This window comes from Phytohabitans aurantiacus, assembly GCF_027923225.1.
Classification (GTDB): Bacteria; Actinomycetota; Actinomycetes; order Mycobacteriales; family Micromonosporaceae; genus Phytohabitans; species Phytohabitans aurantiacus.
Map to the genome: position 1 here is coordinate 34,775 of NZ_BSDI01000049.1, position 17,670 is coordinate 52,444.

Genomic DNA, 17,670 nt, shown 5'->3' on the forward strand with positions numbered 1-17,670 from the left:
GGGCTCACAGGAGGAAAGACAATGCGAAAGATCGTTGCTGGGCTCTTCATCTCGCTCGACGGCGTCGTGGAGGCCCCCGAGACGTGGCACTTTCCGTACTTCAACGACGAGATGGGCGGCGCCGTCCAGGCCATGATGGGCGAGGCGATGCTGCTGGGCCGCAAGACCTACGAGGGGTTCGCGGAGTACTGGCCGACCTCGACCGACGACTTCGCCGACCACATGAACAACACACCGAAGTACGTCGTGTCCCAGACGCTGACCTCGGCCGACTGGCAGAACTCCACGCTCATCACCGGTGACGTCGTCAAGGAGCTGACCCGCCTGAAGGAAGAGCCGGGCGGCACCATCAGCACCACCGGCAGCGGCACGCTCGTCGTCTCGCTGCTGCGCGAGGGGCTCATCGACGAGCTGCACCTGCTGCTGCACCCGATCGTGGTCGGCTCCGGCAAGAAGCTCTTCGAGGAGGGCGCGCAGATCCCGCTGCGCCTGACCGAGTCGAAGACGTTCAGCACCGGCGTGCTGCACCTGGTCTACGCGCGCGCGGAATCCTGAACCACGCGCTCACCGGCCACCGCCGCGAGCTCGGCGCCGACAGACTCGTGCGCCCCGTGCCGCCGGCGCGGGGCGCACAGCAGTGAGGCCACCGCGGCGACGACGCAGGCCACGAACGCGAAGCCGAAAGCGACGGCCAGCCCGTCCGAGAACGGCGCCGAGATCAGGTGCGGGAAGAAGCCGCGGCCGGTCAGGTCGGCGGCCTGGCTGGCCGGCAGGTTGGCCAGTACCGGCCCGAGCAGCTCCTGCATCGGGTTGTACCCGAGGAACGCGGCGAACAGGACCGCGACGGCGGGCAGGTGCGAGACGGCCTGCGCCGCGGTGGCCGGCACGTCGTGCTGGACCAGTCCCTGGTACATGGCGCCGGGCAGGTTGGACGACAGTCCCGCGGTGATGAGGCTGAAGAACAGGCCGATCGAGAGCACCATCGCCGCGTTCTGGAAGGTGGTGCTCATCCCGGCGCCGACGCCGCGCGCGTTGGCCGGCAGGCTGTTCATCACCTCGGCGCGGTTGGGTGCCGAGAACAGGCCCTGCCCGAGGCCGTTGACCAGGATCACCGCCCCGAACTGCCAGTAGGTGAAGTCGGCCGGCAGCACGATGAGCAGCAGGAAGCTGCCCGCCGTCAGCAGCATGCCCATGGCCGCGAACAGGCGCGTGCCCAGCCGGTCGGACAGCATCCCGGCCAGCGGCGCGGCGATCAGGAACCCGACCGTCATCGGCAGCATGTAGACGCCCGCCCACAGTGGAGTCTGCTCGAAGCTGTATCCGTGCAGGGGCAGCCAGATGCCTTGCAGCCAGATGAGCAGGATGAACTGCATGCCGCCGCGGCCGAGGGCGGCCATCAGCGCGGCGACGTTGCCCGCGGTGAACGAGCGCAGCCGAAACAGGGAAAGGTTGAACAGCGGGGCGTCCGAGCGCATCTCGATGACCACGAACGCGGCCAGCACGGCGGTGCCGCCGATGAGCGCGGCGAGCACCCACGGGTTCGTCCAGCCCATGGTGTGCTGGCGGTAGGGCTGGATGCCGTACGTGATGCCGACCAGCACGGCGATCAGGCCGACCGCGAAGGTGACGTTGCCCCACCAGTCCATCTTGGACGGTTGCCGCACGCCGGTGTCGCGCAGTTTCAGGTACGCCCAGACGGCGCCGAACACGCCGACGGGCACCGAGACCAGGAAAACCCAGTGCCAGTCGACCGGTGCGAGCACGCCGCCGATGAGCAGGCCCAGGAACGAGCCGGCGATCGCGGCGATGCCGTTGATGCCCAGGGCCAGCCCGCGCTGGTTCGCGGGGAAGGTGTCGGTGAGGATGGCGGCTGAGTTGGCCATCAGGAACGCCCCGCCGACACCCTGCACCACGCGCCAGCCGATCAGCCACCACGCGGCGGCGTCGCCGTGCATCCAGGTGACCGCGAGCAGCACCGACGAGACCGCGAAGATCGCGAAACCGAGGTTGTACATGCGGGCGCGACCGAACATGTCGCCGAGCCGCCCGAAGCTCACCACCAGCACGGCGGTGACGACCAGGTACCCCATCATCATCCACAGCAGGTAGCTGGTGTTGCCGGCGTCGAGGGGGTTGATGCCGATCCCCTTGAAGATGTCGGGCAGCGCGATCAGCACGATCGACGAGTTGATCGTGGCCATCAGCATGCCGAGCGTCGTGTTCGACAGCGCGATCCACTTGTAGCTCACAGCTCGACAATAGTGCAGTACTGCAAAAATGCAGTACTGCAAGAGTAGGCTCGTGCTGTGAGCACACCCACAGGGCTGCGGGAGCGCAAGAAGATCGCCACGCGCGAGGCGCTGCGGCAGGCGGCGATCGGCCTGTACCGCCGGCACGGCCCCGACAAGGTCACCGTCGAAGACATCTGCGCCGCCGCCGGGGTCTCCCCGCGCACCTTCTTCAACTACTTCGCCACCAAGGACGAGGCCGTGTTCGCCCTCGAGGTCGACCCGGCGCAGATCCAGCGGCGGATCACCGACCGCCCCCGCGACGAGCAGCCGGTCGAGGCGGTCCACGCCGTGTACGCCGACCTGTTCGCGCAGCTGGCGACCAGCGAGATCTGGCGGCAGCGCACCCTGCTCCTGCGCGAACGACCGGAGCTGGCCAGCCGCTCCACCCAGGCGCGCCGCGCGCACGAGGCCGCCATCGCCGCCGCGATCGCGACCCGCACCGGCCGCCCCGACGACGACCTCTACGTGCGCACCGCCAGCATGGCCCTGCACGCCGCAGTTCGCGCCGCCGCCGGCACCTGGCACCCCGATCACGAGCCCGACATCGTCGCGCTGCTCGACCGCGCCATGGACATCCTGCACGACGGCCTGCGCCTCAGGGACTAACGTTCCCGATCATGCACCTGGACGCGGCCGCCGGCCTGCTCGTACTGGCTGGCGTCCTCGGGTTCGCCGTGGCCCGCCCGCGCGGCCTGCCCGAGGCGGTCGCCGCCGTGCCCGGCGCCGCGCTGGTGGTCGCCTTCGGGCTGGTGTCCTGGTCACAGGTGCGCGACGAGGTGGTGGCGCTGGCGCCCACCGTCGGCTTCCTCGCGGCCGTACTGGTCCTGGCCCACCTGGCCGACGAGCACGGCGTGTTCGGGTACGCCGGCGAGGTCATCGGCGGCCTGAGTCGCGGCTCACCGCGGCGACTGCTGCGGCTGGTCTTCGTGCTCGCCTCGATCGTGACCGCTGTGCTGAGCCTGGACGCGACCGTGGTGCTGCTCACGCCCGTGCTGCTGTCCACCGCTACCCGGATCGGCGTCCGGCCGAGGCCGCACCTGTACGCGTGCGGGCACCTGGCGAACACCGCCTCCCTGCTGCTGCCCGTCTCGAACCTGACCAACCTGCTCGCCTTCGACGCCAGCGGCCTGAGCTTCACGCGGTTCGCCGCGCTGATGGCCGCGCCGTGGCTCGCGGTCGTCGCTGTCGAGTACGCGGTGCTGCGCCGGGTGTTCGCCGCCGACCTCGGCACGCCGGCGCCAGCCACCACGCCGGCCGCGACGCCGCGCACTCCCCCACCGTGGTACGCCATCGGGGTACTCGCCGCGACGCTGGCCGGGTTCGCTCTGTCGGAACCGATCGGGGTGCATCCGGCGTGGATCGCGGCGGCGGGCGCCATCGGGTTGGCGGTGCCGCGGTTGACCAGTACCCCCGCCGCTGAAGCACGACGGCTGGTGAGTGCGGCGAACCTGCCTTTCGGCGCGTTCGTCTTCGCTCTTGGTGTGGTCGTGCTCGCGGTCCGCGCGGGCCCGGTGGGCGACGCCGTCGATCACCTCGTACCGGGCCACGCCGGCCTGCTCGGCATGCTCGGCGCGGCGGTCCTGGCGGCCGTCCTCGCGAACCTGGTCAACAACCTGCCCGCCACCCTCATGCTCGTGCCGCTCGTGGCGCACCAGCCGGGCCTGGTCCTCGCCGTGCTGCTCGGCGTCAACATCGGCCCGAACCTGACCTACGTCGGCTCGCTAGCCACGCTGCTGTGGCGGCAGGTCCTGCACAGCCGCGACCATCCGCCCGGCGCCGGCGAGTTCCTGCGGCTCGGCGCGCTGACCGTACCGGCGTGTCTGCTCGCCGGTGTGGCCACACTGTGGGCGAGCCTGCGAGTGTTCTAGGGATGAGGATCGTCGTCTGGGTCACCGAGGGCACCTGGCAAGCCTGCGTCGACACCGCCCGCGACCTGCCCGCCACCGCCGTCACGCTCGTGCACGTCATCGACCCCGACACGATCGAGGCGATCGGCGGCGCGCGGGCCGGGCTGCTCGGCCGGGGCCTGACCGGCGACGCCGGAACCCTCGCGGCCCTGACCGACGGCCAGACCCGGCTGCTGGACGCCGCCGAAGACCGGCTCGGCCGCACCGCCCGCCGCGACCCCCGGCATGGACGCCCGGAACGCGAGGTGGTCGCCGCCTGCGCCGGCGCCGACCTGGTGATACTGGCGCGGGACGGCGACCGCAGCCGCCTCGGACCGCGCAGCATCGGGCCGCACACCCGGTTCGTGGTCGACCACGCGCCCTGCCAGGTCCTGCTCGTCTGGCCGGACACCCCACCCGACCCCGCGACCCTCCCCCCACCCCACCGGTGATCAGGGCGTCCCTCAAGTCGTCATAGCGACTTGAGGGACGCCCTGATCACAGCGCCCCGGGGGTTACTGTCCGCGTGCGAGGGGGCACCGAGTGTCGTACCCGTGGCCTACTCTCGAGGGCGTACGAAGGGGACTGTCCAATGAGGGGAGTGCCGGGGTGGCACGCCGCAGGCGACGTCGCAAGCAGGGTAATCAGGGCACGATGCTGCTGGCCGGCGTCGGGTGTCTGGCCGCCGCTGCCGCGCTGAGCAGGGCGGATGACCTCGTCACCGCCCATGCCACCACAATCACCGTGGCGTTCGTCGTCGTTCTGGCGCTCGCAGCGACGGTCGGCACCCTCGTCGTGGTGACGCGCGTGCGGCAAGCGGCTCGGCAGGCCCAGCGCGACCGCGACATCGCGGCCACCGACACGATGACCGGGCCGCAGTTCGAGGAGTACGTGGCGCGGTTGATGCGCCGCGATGGGCTGCATGGGGTGCGGGTGTGCGGCGGCTCGGGCGATCTCGGCGCCGACATCACCGCTCGCACCGGAGACGGTCGCAGGGTCGTGGTGCAGTGCAAGCGATACAGCGGGTCGGTGGGCGATCCGCACGTGCAGAAGTTCAATGGCACCGCCTGGCAGATCCACCGGGCCGACGTGGCGCTGCTGGTCACCACGGGGCGCCCGACCAGCAGGGCCAGGCAGCTCGCCGCGCGGTGCCGCATCGTCCTGGTCGACCGCCACGAGCTGGCCGCATGGGCGACCGACGGGCGGCTGCCCGCGGCTCTGTCCACATCGGTGCGCCAGGCGCGACGCCCCGCGTGAGCTTCGGCACGGGTCTATTTGCCCGGCTGACGTTGACGGTGCCGTTTTGCGTGTGATCTTGTAGTATTTCGAACCGCCTGGGGTTCGTTGGTAAGGCCCGAACGCGACCGCGGTCTTAGACATGCGCGAAACCGGGCGTCTGGCCGACCACCGTACACATCGGTGGGTGACGCCTCACTCATGTTCACTGACATGTTCACTGAAACAGGAGGCACAAACATGGCTGCACTGGACACGGCGTTGAAGGACGCGATGAGCATCGACGGCGCCATCGGTGTCGCTCTCGTCGACTATTCGAGTGGCATGACCCTCGGCGTGGCCGGCGGATCGCAGGAGCTCGACCTGGCAGTGGCCGCGGCCGGCAACACCGACGTGGTACGGGCCAAGATGCGCACGCTGGAGATGCTGAAGATCGCGGACGGCATCGAGGACATCCTGATCACATTGGACACCCAGTACCACCTGATCCGCCCGCTCAACGCCCGCGGCGGCAAGGGACTCTTCCTCTACCTGGCCCTGAGCAAGTCCCGGGCCAACCTCGGCTTGGCACGCCACCAGTTGCGCCAGATCGAGAGCGCGATCGAGATCTGAGCCGCGCCGCCTCGACCGACCGCACAGACACCTGGAGGTGGCAGCGATGAACGACAAGGCCGACAAGACGTTCACAGCGGCGTACGCGGAGATGGAGTCGCTGCGACAGACCGTCAGCGGCGTGGTCGGATCGGTTGTCGCCGGGGTGGACGGCCTGCTGATCATTCACGACCTCGGCAGCGGGCCGGAGCCGCACGACCTCGCGGCGCTCGCGGCCGCGACGTCCGGGCTCGGCCGGCAGACCGGCCTCGCCCTCCGCCAGGGCGCGTTTCGGGAGTCGACCATCCGCAGCCACAAGGGGTACTTCTCCGTCTACACGATCGGCGAGGCGGCCCTGCTCGCGGTGCTGGGCAACGACGGGCTCAACGTCGCACGGCTGCACATCGAGGCGCGTGCGGTGGCCGGCCGGCTGGCGCCGCTGCTCGACATCCACATCGCCTCGCAGTCCCGCCTCTGAGCGCCCTGATCCCGCTGGCGGGCGGGGTCAGGGCTGAAGCTCGCGTCAGAGGGCGGGCGAAGGCGGGATGGTCGAGGTCGTCGCGGGCGAGTACGACTCGGCCTCGGACGGCATGAGGATCCAGAGGATCGGGTAGAGCAGGATCTGGCTGCCGGGGATCGTCATCAGGATCAACACGAACAGCAGGCGGGCCGGCCACGGGTCGATGCCGAAGCGCTGCCCCAGCCCGGCGCAGACGCCGCCGAGGACGCGCCCCTGCCGCGGCCGGACGAGCCCTTGGGTCCGGAACGAGTCGTGCACGGTCTCCATGATCTTTCCTTTGCTCAGGGTCATTGTTGACCCTTTCAGCGTCGCGCCGCCCGCCTCCGCCGGCATCGGGGACGCACCCCTGGCCCACCCCCGATCTGCCAAGATCCAAACTCCTACGGGGTGACGAGTGCCGCCGCCAGGAGGCGGACGGCACAGGCGAGGCCCGCGCGGGGGGCGTCCTGCCAGCGGGCGGTGACGGGTTCGAGGCCGGTCGTCATCGGGTACCGCTGGCCAAAGTCGGGGATCAGCGCCATGGTGGCCTCGGCGCGCTCGCGCCACTCGGCCATGCCCTGCTGGTTCATGCGCTCGTACGCGGCCGCGGTGCCGGCGGTGGCGCGCACCGTGGCGTACAGCATCGTGACGGCTGGCGCGCGGGCGCCGGGCGCGACGGCCCAGGTGTCGAGGACGCGCAGGAGCCGTTCGAGCCAGTCCTGCTCGTTCGGCCCCTGGGTGGCCTGCGACCACGGGCGCTCGGTCAGCCACGGATGTGACAGGTACACGTCGAACAGCGCCTCCGCCCAGGCGTGGAGCGCGTCGGCCAGGCTGGTGACCGGATCGTCCCACGAGGGCATCGCGGACGCGTGGTCCTGCATCAGGGCGAGCAGGTTCTCCTTGGTCCCCACGTACGGGTAGATGACCATGCCGCTCTTGTCGAACTCCGCCGCGATGGCCCGGGTGGACACCGCCGCCAGCCCTTCGGCGTCGGCGATCGCGATGCCGGCCCGCAGGATCTCGTCGAGGTCGAGCTGCTGCCGCGGTCCCCGGCGCGGGGTGGGGACGGTGGTGCCGCGGTGCCGCCAGAGTCGGCGGACGTGCGCTTCGACGTCCCGGTTCGGTTCGACCGCCATAGTCCATGCAGTGTATAGTGTTTTTACTTCTTGCAGTGCATAGAGTTTTGAGGAGGACTCCGACATGACAGACTCCGACATGACCACGGCATCCCCACCAGCGGTCCTGCTGCCGATCAGCACCGACGTGGTCGGCGGCGAGGCGGCCGAGCAGATGCTCGCCTGGGGCGCCGATCCGAGCCTCGGCCACACGCTCGCGACCGGCCTCACCGACGCCGGCTTCCGGGTGGTCGCCTTCGATTACGAGGGCCACCTCAACCAGCACCCCAAGCCGGGCACCCTCGACGCCGCCACGGTCGCGGCCGACCTGCTGGCCATCGCCGACGCGGCGGGTGTCGACCGGTTCGCCTACTACGGATACAGCTGGCTCGCGCTCGCCGGTCTCCAGCTCGCGATCCGCACGGACCGGCTCACGGCGCTGGCCATGGGTGGCTTCCCGCCCCTGGGCGGGCCTTACGGGCCGATGCTGGCCGTCACCAACACCGCGCACCGCATGGCCCTCGCGGGCCCGGAGAAGAAGACCACCGAGGTCGTGCCCGGCGACTGGGACTCGGTCGAGTTCACGCAGACGCCCGACCAGACCCAGCAGTACGTGACCCTCTACGAGTCACTCCAGGGCTTCGACGAACGCGCCGCGCTGGAGCGGCTCGACATCCCGCGGCTGGCCTTCGCCGGCGCGAACGACAACATCACCTACGGCCCGAAATGGGACGACGCCTACGTTCCCATCGCGGACGCGTTGAAGGAGCACCGCGACGAGCTCGTCGATCGTGGCTGGACCGTCGAGCTGATCCCGGACGCCGACCACATGACCGCGATGCAGGCGAAAAACGTGCTCCCTATCCTAATTCCATGGTTGAAGGTGTAGTCGGTGGCTGAGGCGGACGACGTTCGCCGCCTGGCGCTCGCCCTCCCCCACGTGGTCGAGATCGACAGCGAGGGCTTCGACTTCCGGGTCGGCGACAAGGGATTCGTCTGGTCCTACCCCGAACGCAACCCCGGTCAGCGGCGCGTCATCCGCACCGACATCGCCGTGCTGTACGTCGGTGACGAGGCCGAGAAGCAGGCGCTGCTGCTCGGCGAGCCCGAGCTCTTCTTCACCACGCCCGCCTACGACGGCCTGCCCCTGGTCATGCTGCGACTGGAACGGGTAGACCTCGCGCGCCTCGAGGAACTCGTCACCGACGCCTGGCACATGCGCGCCCCCGGCGACCTGGTGGATCCGTAACTCTCGCGTCAACCATCGGGACATTCATTGGTGGCGATTCGGACCGTAACCACTGTCCGGAGATCACACGCACCTTCGCGAACGGACGTCGCTTCCCACCACATTGGATGACCACAGTGGACTATTTCACATCGGTAGATTCAACAAGCCAGTAACCAACTGGATCTACTTTTTTGATATAGAAACCACGGGTGGCCACATGAGACACTGGGCAAAGATATCGCGAACACTGGCGACGGTGGCTTTGATAACGACCACGGCGGTCGTGCTCGACCAGCAGGCAGCGCTCGCCGCCGACCCGGTCCCGCCACACTCGACCTGCACGCAGCACACCGTCACGGTGACTCTGTCCGCCAGCGATCCCACGCCGTACACCATGGCGGGCCAGCTGTGCCTCGAGCCGGACGCGCTGCGTGGCGGCCGTGCGGTCATGTTGATGATCTCGGGGCTGACCTACGACCGCAGCTACTACAACAACCCGCTCACGCCGTACTCGTACTCGTGGGTATATTCCGCGACCCAGCACGGATACTCGACGTTCAACATCGACCGGATGGGGGTCGGGCTCAGCAGCCGTCCGCCCGCGGACAAGCTGACCGTCTACAACCAGGCGTACGTCACCGAGCAGATCGTGCGGAAGCTGCGCGCCGGCGCGATCGGCGGGCGGGCCTTCCCCATCGTCATCGGCGTCGGCCACTCGCTGGGCGCCGGCATCCTGCAGTACCTGGCCGGCACCGTCACCGACAAGACGGGAGTCCCCGACTACCTGGTCTTCTCGGCCTGGCTGCATCAGGGTTACCTGCCGGCGGTCACCTATCTCGGCAACTCCCTGCACCCCACCAGCAGCGATCCCGTCCTCGCCCCGAAGAACTATCCCACCGGATACATGACGACGAAGCCCGGCACCCGCGGCACGAACTTCTATCACGCGGCGGGCGCGGACAGCGCCGTGATCTCGTTTGACGAGTCGGCCAAGATGCCCGGCACGCTCAGCGAGCGCCAGTCGCTCGGTGCGGTGCGGACGTCGAACGTCACCAGCACCATCACGGTGCCCGTGGCGCTCTCCGTCGGCGAGTTCGACACCTTGCAGTGTGACGCGGCCACGCCCGGCCTGAGCTGCGCGACCGCCGCGGCCATCAAGACCCGGGAAGCGCCGTACTACGGCCCCAAGGCGTGCCTGACCACGTTTTCGGTCGACAACACCGGGCACTCGGTCACCCTGCACTACAAGGGGCTTGACTCGTTCAATTTCGTGCACAACTGGCTGGACGACAACCTGATCAACAAGGCGCACCTCAAGGACGCCAACGGCTGCATACCGGCCTGACACCGGCACCGGGCCGCGTCACTCGGCATGGATCGCTTCCAGTACGTCGAGTTTCGCGGCCCGGCGGGCCGGCCACAGCGCGGCGACCACGCCGACCAGTGCGGCAGCCGCCAGCGTGAGCGCCAGGCGACCCCAGGGCAGCACGAGCGTCCACGTGCTGATGCCCAGGACGGTGACCAACTCGCCGACCGCCCAGCCGAAAAAGACCCCCAGCCCGACACCGAGCAGCCCGCCGAAGAGCGAGATGACGATGGACTCCAGCCGGATCATCCGCTTGACGGCGGAGCGGTCCAGGCCGACGGCGCGCAGCAGGCCGATCTCCCGCGCGCGCTCGTGCACCGACATCGCGAGGGTGTTGACGACGCCGAGAACCGCGATGACGACGGCGATCGCCAGCATTCCATAGAGGATGTTCAGGATGATGCCGACGGTGCCGGTGATGTCGTCGACCAGGTCCCGCCGGTCCTGTACCCGGATCGCGGGACTGTCGCCCAGCGCCTCCCGCAGGATGCGCTTCGTCGCCTCGCTGGCGCCACCCTCGGTCTTCACGAAGACCGTCGTGTCGGCGACCCGGTCCAGGTGGCGGTCCATTGTGGAGATGTCGGTCTTCACTCCGTCGTCGAAGCTGCTGTCGTACAGGCCGGTGATCGTCAGGTGGGCGCTGACCCCGTCCGGCCAGGTGACCTCGATGCGATCGCCCAGCCGCCAACCCTTGGCCGTGGCGGTGGGCGCGTCGACGATGGCCGTCTCCCCCGCGGTGAACGTGCCCTCGATGAAGCCCAGGTCGAGCAGCTCGTCGACGTCGCTGGCCTTGAGGCCGACCACCGTCTGGTTCGTGCCCTCGACGCTGGCCTGTACCTCCCGCCGGGGTGAGGACGCGACCACGGCGTCCAGCCCGCGCAGTTTCCTTTCCGTGTCCGCCGCCAGCGGGCCGGCGCCCACCATGCTGACCACATAGTCAGCGCGCAGGTTGGCGGTGGCGAGCGCGTCCGTGGTCCGGTAGGCGCTGGCGCCGATGACGGTCAGGCCGGTGATCAGGGTGAGGCCGGTGGTCAGCGCCGAGGCGGTCGCGGCGGTGCGGCGCGGGTCGCGCAGGGCGTTCTGGCCGGCGAGCGTTCCCGGTACCCCGAAGCGGCGCAGCACCGGGCCGGCGGCGGCGATCACGGGCCGGGACAGCAGCGGGGTGAGGACGAAGACGCCGGTCAGCAGCAGGACGGCGCCGAGGCCGAGCCAGCCTTTGCCGTCGACCATCGTGGTGGCGGCGACGACCAGGACGAAGCCGCTCGCGGCCAGGGCCGCGCCGATGGCGTTACGCACGACCAGGCCGCGCGTGGTGGCCGGCGCGTGCACGCTGCTCATCGCGGCGACCGGTGGGATCCGCGCGGCGTGCCTGGCCGGCAGCCACGCGGCGAAGACGGTGACACCGACACCGATGGCCAGGGCGGCGACGACGGTGGCGGCGCCCACGACCAGCGGGCCGTCCGGCAGCGTACTGTCCATCGTGTACACGATGCCGCGCACCCCGGCCCCGGCACCGATGCCGATGGCCAGACCCGCCGCGGACGCGATCAGGCCGACCGTGGCGGCCTCGGCCAGTACCGCGAGGGTCACCTGCCGGCGGCTGGCACCGACCGCGCGCAGCAGCGCCAACTCCCTGGTGCGCTGGGCGACAAGCATCGTAAACGTGTTGACGATCAGGAAAGCGGCCACGAACAGCGCGATACCGGCGCAGGCGAGCAGCACCTGGCCGAGCATCCGGACGCCGCCCGCGTTGACGTCCGCCTGTTCGGCGGCGAGGCCGGCGGCGGTGACCGCCTCGGTACCGTTCGGCAGCACCGCCTCGGCCCGCCGCCGCAACGCCTCGGGCGACGTGCCCGGCGCGGCCCTCAGGTCGATCTGGTTGTACCGGCCGGGCGCGGCGAACAGGCGCTGGGCGGTGGCGGTGTCGAACAGGACGAGGGTGCCGCCGGCGGCGACGTTCCCGTCGTCGGTGGTGAAGACGCCACTGACCCGCTGCTCGATGACCGGTCCGCTGACGGACAGCCGGACCGTGTCGCCGACCCGGTACCCGGTGCGTTCTGCCGTCCGGTGGTCGATGGCGATCTCACGCTCGGATCGCGGCGGCCGGCCGTCAGTCAAGGGGTATCGCGCACCGCCGGCCTCCGGGTAGTTGGCGCCCTGGGTCTGCCAGCCCTCGCCGACCAGCGCGCCGTCGCGGCCGGCGAGCGCGGCGAAGCCGGAGGCGGTGCCGGTGGCGGCGCTCACCCCTGGCAGGGCGCGCGCCCGGTCGAGCGTCTCCTGGCCGAGCAGCCGGCCGGAGCCGAGCTCGCCGAAGCCGACCACGGGCCGGATCCGCACGTCGAGATGGTCGAAGCTCTTCTTCGAACTCTCGGCGTACGCACCCGTGATGCTGCCCGCGAAGACCAGGGTGCCGGCGACGAAGGCGACGCCGAGCGTCACGGCGAGCGCGGTCATCAGCAGCCGGGCCTTGTGCGCGAACACGTTACGCAGCGCGGCACGAACCATGCAATCAGCCTCTCGAACGGCGCCGCCGCGGGCATTCCCGCACGGTGGAGTCTTCGGGGTATACCTAGCACTACCGGTACAGTGCTTCGCCGTGGGACTGTTCAGTGGAAAGAACGAGCCGACACCACCACCCGCCGGGCCGGCTATCGACCCGTGCCAGGGTGATCCGGCCGCGCGGTTCCTGCGGGCGGCGCTGGAGCGGCGAGACTGGCCGACAGCGCGCGACTTCCTGTCATCCATCACCGACCGCGACGACCACGCGTTCTACCTGTCCATCTGCGGCGACGTCGCCGCAGTCCAGGACTGGATCCCGCGGTGGGTGGCGGCCGAGCCGCAGTCGACGCTCCCCCGCCTCGTACAGGGCGTGCACGCGGTCTACTGGGCGTGGGAGGCGCGTGGCGCGGCGTACGCGGACCAGACCCCGCAGTCGCGGCTCCAGCTCTTCTTCCACCGCGTCGTCTTCGCCGACAACTGCCTCGACGAGGTGGCCCAGCGCGACCCGCACGACACGACCGCACGCGCGTTCCTGCTCAACTCCGGGATCGGACGCCAGGTCGACATCACCGAGCAGGGGCGCCGCTTCACCGAGGTGGTGCGGCGCCACCCGCATCACAAGTGGGCACACGGCGCGATGCAGCAGTACCTGTGCGCGAAGTGGCACGGCAGCCACGAGCAGATGTTCGCGTTCGCCCGCCAGGCCGCGCGCAACGCCCCGGCCGGCAGCCCGCTGCACGGCGCGATCGCCGAGGCACACCTCGAGAAGTACGTGGACCTGGGCCGCGCCGGTGCCAGCGCCGGCTACCTGGAGCAGCCCGAGGTGACCGCCGAGCTGATGGCCGCCGCCGAGCGGTCGGTGCTCCACCCGGCGTACGAGCGCCGCCCGGGTTGGCCGCGACTGCACAACACGTTCGCGTTCGTGCTGCACCGGGCCGACCAGTACCAGGAGGCGTACCGGCTCTACCAGGAGATCGGTGACGACCACATCACCGAGCACCCGTGGGACTACTGGAACCCCGAGCGGCCGCTCGACTACTTCCTGACCCACCGCCAGCCCCTCTACACCTGGATGGACCAGCAGTAGGCGCATTCCGTTTGGAGCGCCGCCAGCGGGGAATAGGCAGCGGCAAATCATACGTGAGGAGCGCCGATGTCACGCCGCCGCACACCGATCGCCGCCGCCGCGCTACTGCTGGCCACGACCGGCGCCCTCACCGGTGCCCAACCGGCGGCCGCCACCGCCAATGTGTACTATGTGGACAGTGTCGACGGCGACGACGCCCGCGGCGGCGGGTCACCGGACCAGGCGTGGCGGAGCCTGGCACGGGCCAACAGCGCCGCCCTCGCACCCGGTGACCAGTTGCTACTGGCCCGCGGTAGCCGCTTTTCGGACCGGCTCACGGTAGCCACGAGCGGTACCCCGGACGCGCCGATCCTCATCAGCGCCTACGGCGCCGTCGGGAACACCCCGGTCATCCAGTCGACGCCGACCGACGGCCCCTGCGTCACCCTCGACGGTTCGTACGTGACGCTGACCTACCTCGACATCCACAACTGCGCCGGGCCCGGCGGTGTGCTGATCCGGGGCGACTCGGTGGTGGTCAGCCACAACATCGTCAGCAACAACACGACCGGCATCGACGTCTACCCGAGCTCCGAGGACGCCCGCATCCTCGATAATGACATCGTCGACAACAACCGGATGATCGTGAACACGCCCGGCGGGGACGACGACCACGGCGCCTTCGGGATCCTGCTGCAGGGGCTCCGCACCGAGGTCGCCGGCAACCGCATCTCCGGCAGCCACGCGGTCTCCCACGACTATGGCCTCGACGGTGGCGCGGTTGAGATCTACGGCGGTCAGCAGAACGTCGTCCACCACAACATCTCCGTCGACAACGTCACCTTCGCCGAGCTGGGCAACGCCGCCACGCGGGACAACACGTACGCGTACAACGTCGTGCGCTCCAGTTTGGACATCGCGGCAGGCCTGGTGACGCGCGGCGCGCGCGACGGCTTCGGCCCGGTCACCGGCACCGTTTTCACGCACAACACCGTCTACGTGACCGGCGCGCAGAGCTACGGACTGGCGTGCTACGGCGGCTGTGACGCCACGATCCTGCACGCGAGCGACAACGTGCTGGTGGCCGGATACCGCTCCGGGTACACCGACGGCGTCTACGCGGGCGGCAACAACATCTATCACGGCAGCACGTTCGACGGCCAGCCCGCGGCCACCGACGCCTGGGCCGACCCGCTGTTCCGCGACGCGGCCGCCGGAGATCTGCGCCCGACGGCTGGCAGCCCCATGGTCGACACCGCCGTCGGCGCCGGCTACCCCACCGACCTGGACGGTGTAACCATCCCCGTCGACGGCAACCAGGACGGCGTCGCCGTGGCCGATCGCGGCGCCTACGAATACCACTAACCCGAGCGCCGCCTCACCGGAGCGTCGCGGTGAAGGTGCGGCCGTAGGCGTGCCGGGTCGTGACGTCGACACGGGTGCCGCCGGCGCAGGGGCGGACACGAAGGCCCTCGTCGGCCGACACGACCCGCAGCCTCCGGCCGTGGATGGTCAGCGTGACGGTGTCGCGCCCCATCGTCGGATCCGATACGGCGATCGACGTGGCGCCGTTCGGGGCGGTGCGCACGATCGCCGAGGCGGGGCCCTCGATGGCGAGGTGTCCGGCGTGGTGGACGCCGGCGGCGAAGACGTTGACCCCCACGATCCGCAGTCCACTGTGGATGACCGCCTGGACGCGGCTGGTGTTGACAAGAACGGTGGCGCGAGACCGCAACGCCCCGCCGGGAGCGTTGGGGATGATGGCGTACGCCACGGTGGCGGGCGCCGCACCGGCCGGTTGCTCGTAGCCGAGGGAGAACACCCGCTTCGAGACCAGCGTGTCTGGATTGGACAGCCGCACCACGCGCCGGCTGGCGGTCACCTCGTCGAGGGTGACCGTCGCCCGTCGCCGGTCGAGAAACACGTACCCGACCGACGTGCCCTGCGTCGCGTTCGCGTAACGCAGCCACTCCAGCCGCGCGGTGCCCGTACCCGACCACGCCCCGCCGTCGCGCCGCTTCCCGCTCAACACGACATCGTCGGGGACCGCGGCAATCCGGCTGTCGATGGTCGTCGTCACCGCCCGGCCCGCGGCGTCACCCACGCCCGCGGCGAGCACCACGATCTCGTCGTCGAACATGAACCACGACTTGGTTGCGGTGGCGTTGCGGTAGGCCACGAAGTCGTCCGGAAGCTCGCCGGCCCGCTTGGCCGCGTAGGCGAAGTCGTCGGACTGCACCAAGCCCGCCACGCCGTAGGCGCCGAGCACGGCGCCGCCCGAGAAGTCGTTGGTGCCACGCGGGAAGTAGACGTACCTGTTCTGCGACTCGGACGACGAGGTGAACCCGAGCGCCGGATTCTCGTACCACATCGTGCCGTAGAGCTGCGGGATGGTGAGCCGGCTCTCCACGGGTGCGGTCACACCGGCCAGCCGGTACGGCGAGACGGTCGCGTAGTGGTCGACGCCGAACGCCTGCGTCTGATCCTGCCCGGCCAGGTACAGGTAGTACGCGCCGTCTCCCTGGAACCAGGGCATCAGGTTCTCGCCGTTCATGTACTCGTACTTGCTGATCCGGCTGGAGCTGCGGGCCAGCGCGAAGGCGTACCCGGGGCGCCGGTGCACGTGCTTGTCCATGGCGTTGAACGCGACGCTGCGCTCGGCGGCGCTCAGGTCCAGGGCCGGTGTCGAGGCGTCGGCGAGGATGCCGGCGTACCGCACGATGCTGACCGGCGACACGAACGTCGTGGGGTTCAGCGCCGACCGCGACGACTGCCGCAGGTGCTTGACGTATCCGCGCAACGCCGTGGCATCGCTACCGGTGGCGTACCCGGACAGGTCCACAATGGCCTCGACCACCTGCGCCACGTCGGCGTACCCGGTGTTCGTCCGGGACACCGCGCGGCCCTTGACGACCTCCATCAGGTAGCCCTCGAAGATGAGCGGGGCGAAGCCGTCGACGATCCAGCCCTGCACCACGCCGACGAGCTCACCGCCCTGCGCGAAGCTCGTGCCGTCGAGGGTCTTGACGCTCTGCACCACCCGGGTCAGCAGCGCCTTGCCGTACGAGCCCGTGTACGCCACCGAGGAGTGCTGGATGAAGGAACCGTCCGCGTAGTACCCGTCGGTGACACCGTGCCGCAGGTCGTACGGGTCGATGGTGGCGTACACGGTCAGCTGGTCGGCGACCGCCTTGCCGACCCGGGCACCATCGCCGAGCACGGCGCCCTGCAGGATCCGGTTGGCGGTGATGTCGGCCAGGTTGGCTCCAGTGTGGAACCGCGAGTTCAGGTCCACGTCGCCGTCGCGGCCGTTGCGCAGGTAGGCGTCCATCGAGGCGACGTAGGTGGCCGGCAGGTCGGGCCGGTACGCGGCGAGCTCGGGGGCCAGCAGCACCAGCGTCCGGCTGACGTCGGTCGAGATGCCGATCTCCCAGTTGTGCCAGTTGCCGTAGTACCCCTTGGACTGGTCGCCGTACCAGGTCTCGTGCATCGTTGCCAGGCCGTCGATGACGCGCCGCCGCACCGCGACGTCGCCATACAGGGCCGAGCCCGGCGCCCGCGTGGCCAGCGCGATCTCGTAGAGGCTCTGCGAGGTCCGCTTGAGGTTGACGTCGCTCGTGCCCAGCGGCACGCCCTTGAACAGCTCCCCCGCACCGGCCTGGTCCATGGCCGTCAGCCAGGTGCGGGCGGTCGAGTCGATGGCCGACAGCTTCGCCGCGACATCGGGATGGGCGTTCGACTCCACGGTGCCGGCGAACATCGCGACCATGTTGCTCATCAGTGTGGCGAAGTCGGTGCTCTCCGCGGCACGTGCCGGCCGCGCACCGACCACCGCCAGCAACGCCGCCGCCGGAACCGTCGACAACACAGCACGACGCGATACCTGCATC

Annotated in this window: 17 protein-coding genes; 12 read left to right on the forward strand and 5 right to left on the reverse strand. The window is 70.0% G+C overall.

Annotated elements, in window-relative coordinates; genetic code table 11:
- The first annotated feature begins 21 nt into the window (after window positions 1–21).
- On the forward strand, window positions 22–555 hold the full coding sequence (locus QMG73_RS35080) for a dihydrofolate reductase family protein (RefSeq protein ID WP_281903033.1): 534 nt from the start codon (window positions 22–24) through the stop codon (window positions 553–555).
- Here the strand turns inward: QMG73_RS35080 and QMG73_RS35085 are convergent.
- Window positions 534–2,249, reverse strand: a complete 1,716-nt coding sequence (locus QMG73_RS35085) for an MFS transporter (protein WP_281903034.1) — start codon at window positions 2,247–2,249, stop codon at window positions 534–536. The genes QMG73_RS35080 and QMG73_RS35085 overlap by 22 nt on opposite strands.
- A gap of 57 nt (window positions 2,250–2,306) precedes the next feature.
- Here QMG73_RS35085 and QMG73_RS35090 point away from each other — a divergent pair, with 57 nt between their 5' ends.
- The 6 genes from QMG73_RS35090 to QMG73_RS35115 all read left to right on the forward strand — a co-directional run bounded on the left by QMG73_RS35090 (window position 2,307) and on the right by QMG73_RS35115 (window position 6,482).
- Complete coding sequence (locus QMG73_RS35090) at window positions 2,307–2,897, forward strand: TetR/AcrR family transcriptional regulator (RefSeq protein ID WP_281903036.1); 591 nt, start codon at window positions 2,307–2,309, stop codon at window positions 2,895–2,897.
- Window positions 2,898–2,908: 11 nt separating this feature from the next.
- Window positions 2,909–4,159 carry an SLC13 family permease gene (locus QMG73_RS35095; protein ID WP_281903037.1) on the forward strand — a complete coding sequence of 417 codons (1,251 nt, stop codon included), beginning with the start codon at window positions 2,909–2,911 and terminating at the stop codon, window positions 4,157–4,159.
- A 2-nt stretch (window positions 4,160–4,161) separates the two neighbouring features.
- A complete protein-coding gene (locus QMG73_RS35100; protein ID WP_281903039.1) occupies window positions 4,162–4,629 on the forward strand; it encodes a universal stress protein in 468 nt (155 codons plus the stop codon).
- Window positions 4,630–4,786: 157 nt separating this feature from the next.
- The gene (locus QMG73_RS35105; RefSeq protein WP_281903041.1) at window positions 4,787–5,434 is read left to right on the forward strand and encodes a restriction endonuclease; all 648 of its coding nucleotides are present in this window, start codon (window positions 4,787–4,789) and stop codon (window positions 5,432–5,434) included.
- A gap of 219 nt (window positions 5,435–5,653) precedes the next feature.
- Window positions 5,654–6,025: a hypothetical protein gene (locus QMG73_RS35110; RefSeq protein ID WP_281903043.1), complete on the forward strand. Its 372-nt coding sequence runs from the start codon at window positions 5,654–5,656 to the stop codon at window positions 6,023–6,025.
- 46 nt (window positions 6,026–6,071) lie between these two features.
- Entirely contained in the window at window positions 6,072–6,482 is a 411-nt protein-coding gene (locus QMG73_RS35115) for a roadblock/LC7 domain-containing protein (RefSeq protein ID WP_281903045.1), read from the forward strand.
- Window positions 6,483–6,527: 45 nt separating this feature from the next.
- Here the strand turns inward: QMG73_RS35115 and QMG73_RS35120 are convergent, their stop codons facing one another.
- The gene (locus QMG73_RS35120) at window positions 6,528–6,815 is read right to left on the reverse strand and encodes a PspC domain-containing protein (RefSeq protein WP_309299563.1); all 288 of its coding nucleotides are present in this window, start codon (window positions 6,813–6,815) and stop codon (window positions 6,528–6,530) included.
- An 89-nt stretch (window positions 6,816–6,904) separates the two neighbouring features.
- Window positions 6,905–7,639: a TetR/AcrR family transcriptional regulator gene (locus tag QMG73_RS35125; protein WP_281903047.1), complete on the reverse strand. Its 735-nt coding sequence runs from the start codon at window positions 7,637–7,639 to the stop codon at window positions 6,905–6,907.
- A gap of 64 nt (window positions 7,640–7,703) precedes the next feature.
- On the opposite strand from QMG73_RS35125, the gene QMG73_RS35130 reads away from it, so the two are divergent.
- From QMG73_RS35130 to QMG73_RS35140, 3 genes are all read left to right on the forward strand, one after another.
- Window positions 7,704–8,507, forward strand: coding sequence for an alpha/beta fold hydrolase (locus tag QMG73_RS35130; protein WP_281903049.1), 804 nt, complete (start codon window positions 7,704–7,706; stop codon window positions 8,505–8,507).
- 3 nt (window positions 8,508–8,510) lie between these two features.
- Window positions 8,511–8,867, forward strand: coding sequence for an MmcQ/YjbR family DNA-binding protein (locus tag QMG73_RS35135; protein ID WP_281903050.1), 357 nt, complete (start codon window positions 8,511–8,513; stop codon window positions 8,865–8,867).
- A gap of 238 nt (window positions 8,868–9,105) precedes the next feature.
- Complete coding sequence (locus QMG73_RS35140; protein WP_281903052.1) at window positions 9,106–10,194, forward strand: alpha/beta fold hydrolase; 1,089 nt, start codon at window positions 9,106–9,108, stop codon at window positions 10,192–10,194.
- An 18-nt stretch (window positions 10,195–10,212) separates the two neighbouring features.
- On the opposite strand, the gene QMG73_RS35145 is transcribed toward QMG73_RS35140, so the two are convergent.
- The gene (locus QMG73_RS35145) at window positions 10,213–12,720 is read right to left on the reverse strand and encodes an ABC transporter permease (RefSeq protein ID WP_281903054.1); all 2,508 of its coding nucleotides are present in this window, start codon (window positions 12,718–12,720) and stop codon (window positions 10,213–10,215) included.
- A 91-nt stretch (window positions 12,721–12,811) separates the two neighbouring features.
- Here QMG73_RS35145 and QMG73_RS35150 point away from each other — a divergent pair, with 91 nt between their 5' ends.
- The gene (locus tag QMG73_RS35150; protein ID WP_281903056.1) at window positions 12,812–13,801 is read left to right on the forward strand and encodes a DUF4034 domain-containing protein; all 990 of its coding nucleotides are present in this window, start codon (window positions 12,812–12,814) and stop codon (window positions 13,799–13,801) included.
- 66 nt (window positions 13,802–13,867) lie between these two features.
- A complete protein-coding gene (locus QMG73_RS35155) occupies window positions 13,868–15,145 on the forward strand; it encodes a right-handed parallel beta-helix repeat-containing protein (protein WP_281903058.1) in 1,278 nt (425 codons plus the stop codon).
- Between the two features lie 13 nt (window positions 15,146–15,158).
- Here the strand turns inward: QMG73_RS35155 and QMG73_RS35160 are convergent, their stop codons facing one another.
- Window positions 15,159–17,648: a polysaccharide lyase family 8 super-sandwich domain-containing protein gene (locus QMG73_RS35160; RefSeq protein ID WP_281903060.1), complete on the reverse strand. Its 2,490-nt coding sequence runs from the start codon at window positions 17,646–17,648 to the stop codon at window positions 15,159–15,161.
- Window positions 17,649–17,670: the final 22 nt, after the last annotated feature.

What these genes read in the sequence shown, in the direction of transcription:
- QMG73_RS35080 (WP_281903033.1), top strand. Translation starts at nt 22, where the DNA reads ATGCGAAAGATCGTTGCTGGGCTCTTCATCTCGCTCGACGGCGTCGTG.
- QMG73_RS35095 (WP_281903037.1), top strand. Translation starts at nt 2,909, where the DNA reads ATGCACCTGGACGCGGCCGCCGGCCTGCTCGTACTGGCTGGCGTCCTC.
- QMG73_RS35100 (WP_281903039.1), top strand. Translation starts at nt 4,162, where the DNA reads ATGAGGATCGTCGTCTGGGTCACCGAGGGCACCTGGCAAGCCTGCGTC.
- QMG73_RS35110 (WP_281903043.1), top strand. Translation starts at nt 5,654, where the DNA reads ATGGCTGCACTGGACACGGCGTTGAAGGACGCGATGAGCATCGACGGC.
- QMG73_RS35115 (WP_281903045.1), top strand. Translation starts at nt 6,072, where the DNA reads ATGAACGACAAGGCCGACAAGACGTTCACAGCGGCGTACGCGGAGATG.
- QMG73_RS35120 (WP_309299563.1), bottom strand. Translation starts at nt 6,815, where the DNA reads ATGACCCTGAGCAAAGGAAAGATCATGGAGACCGTGCACGACTCGTTC.
- QMG73_RS35125 (WP_281903047.1), bottom strand. Translation starts at nt 7,639, where the DNA reads ATGGCGGTCGAACCGAACCGGGACGTCGAAGCGCACGTCCGCCGACTC.
- QMG73_RS35130 (WP_281903049.1), top strand. Translation starts at nt 7,704, where the DNA reads ATGACAGACTCCGACATGACCACGGCATCCCCACCAGCGGTCCTGCTG.
- QMG73_RS35145 (WP_281903054.1), bottom strand. Translation starts at nt 12,720, where the DNA reads ATGGTTCGTGCCGCGCTGCGTAACGTGTTCGCGCACAAGGCCCGGCTG.
- QMG73_RS35155 (WP_281903058.1), top strand. Translation starts at nt 13,868, where the DNA reads ATGTCACGCCGCCGCACACCGATCGCCGCCGCCGCGCTACTGCTGGCC.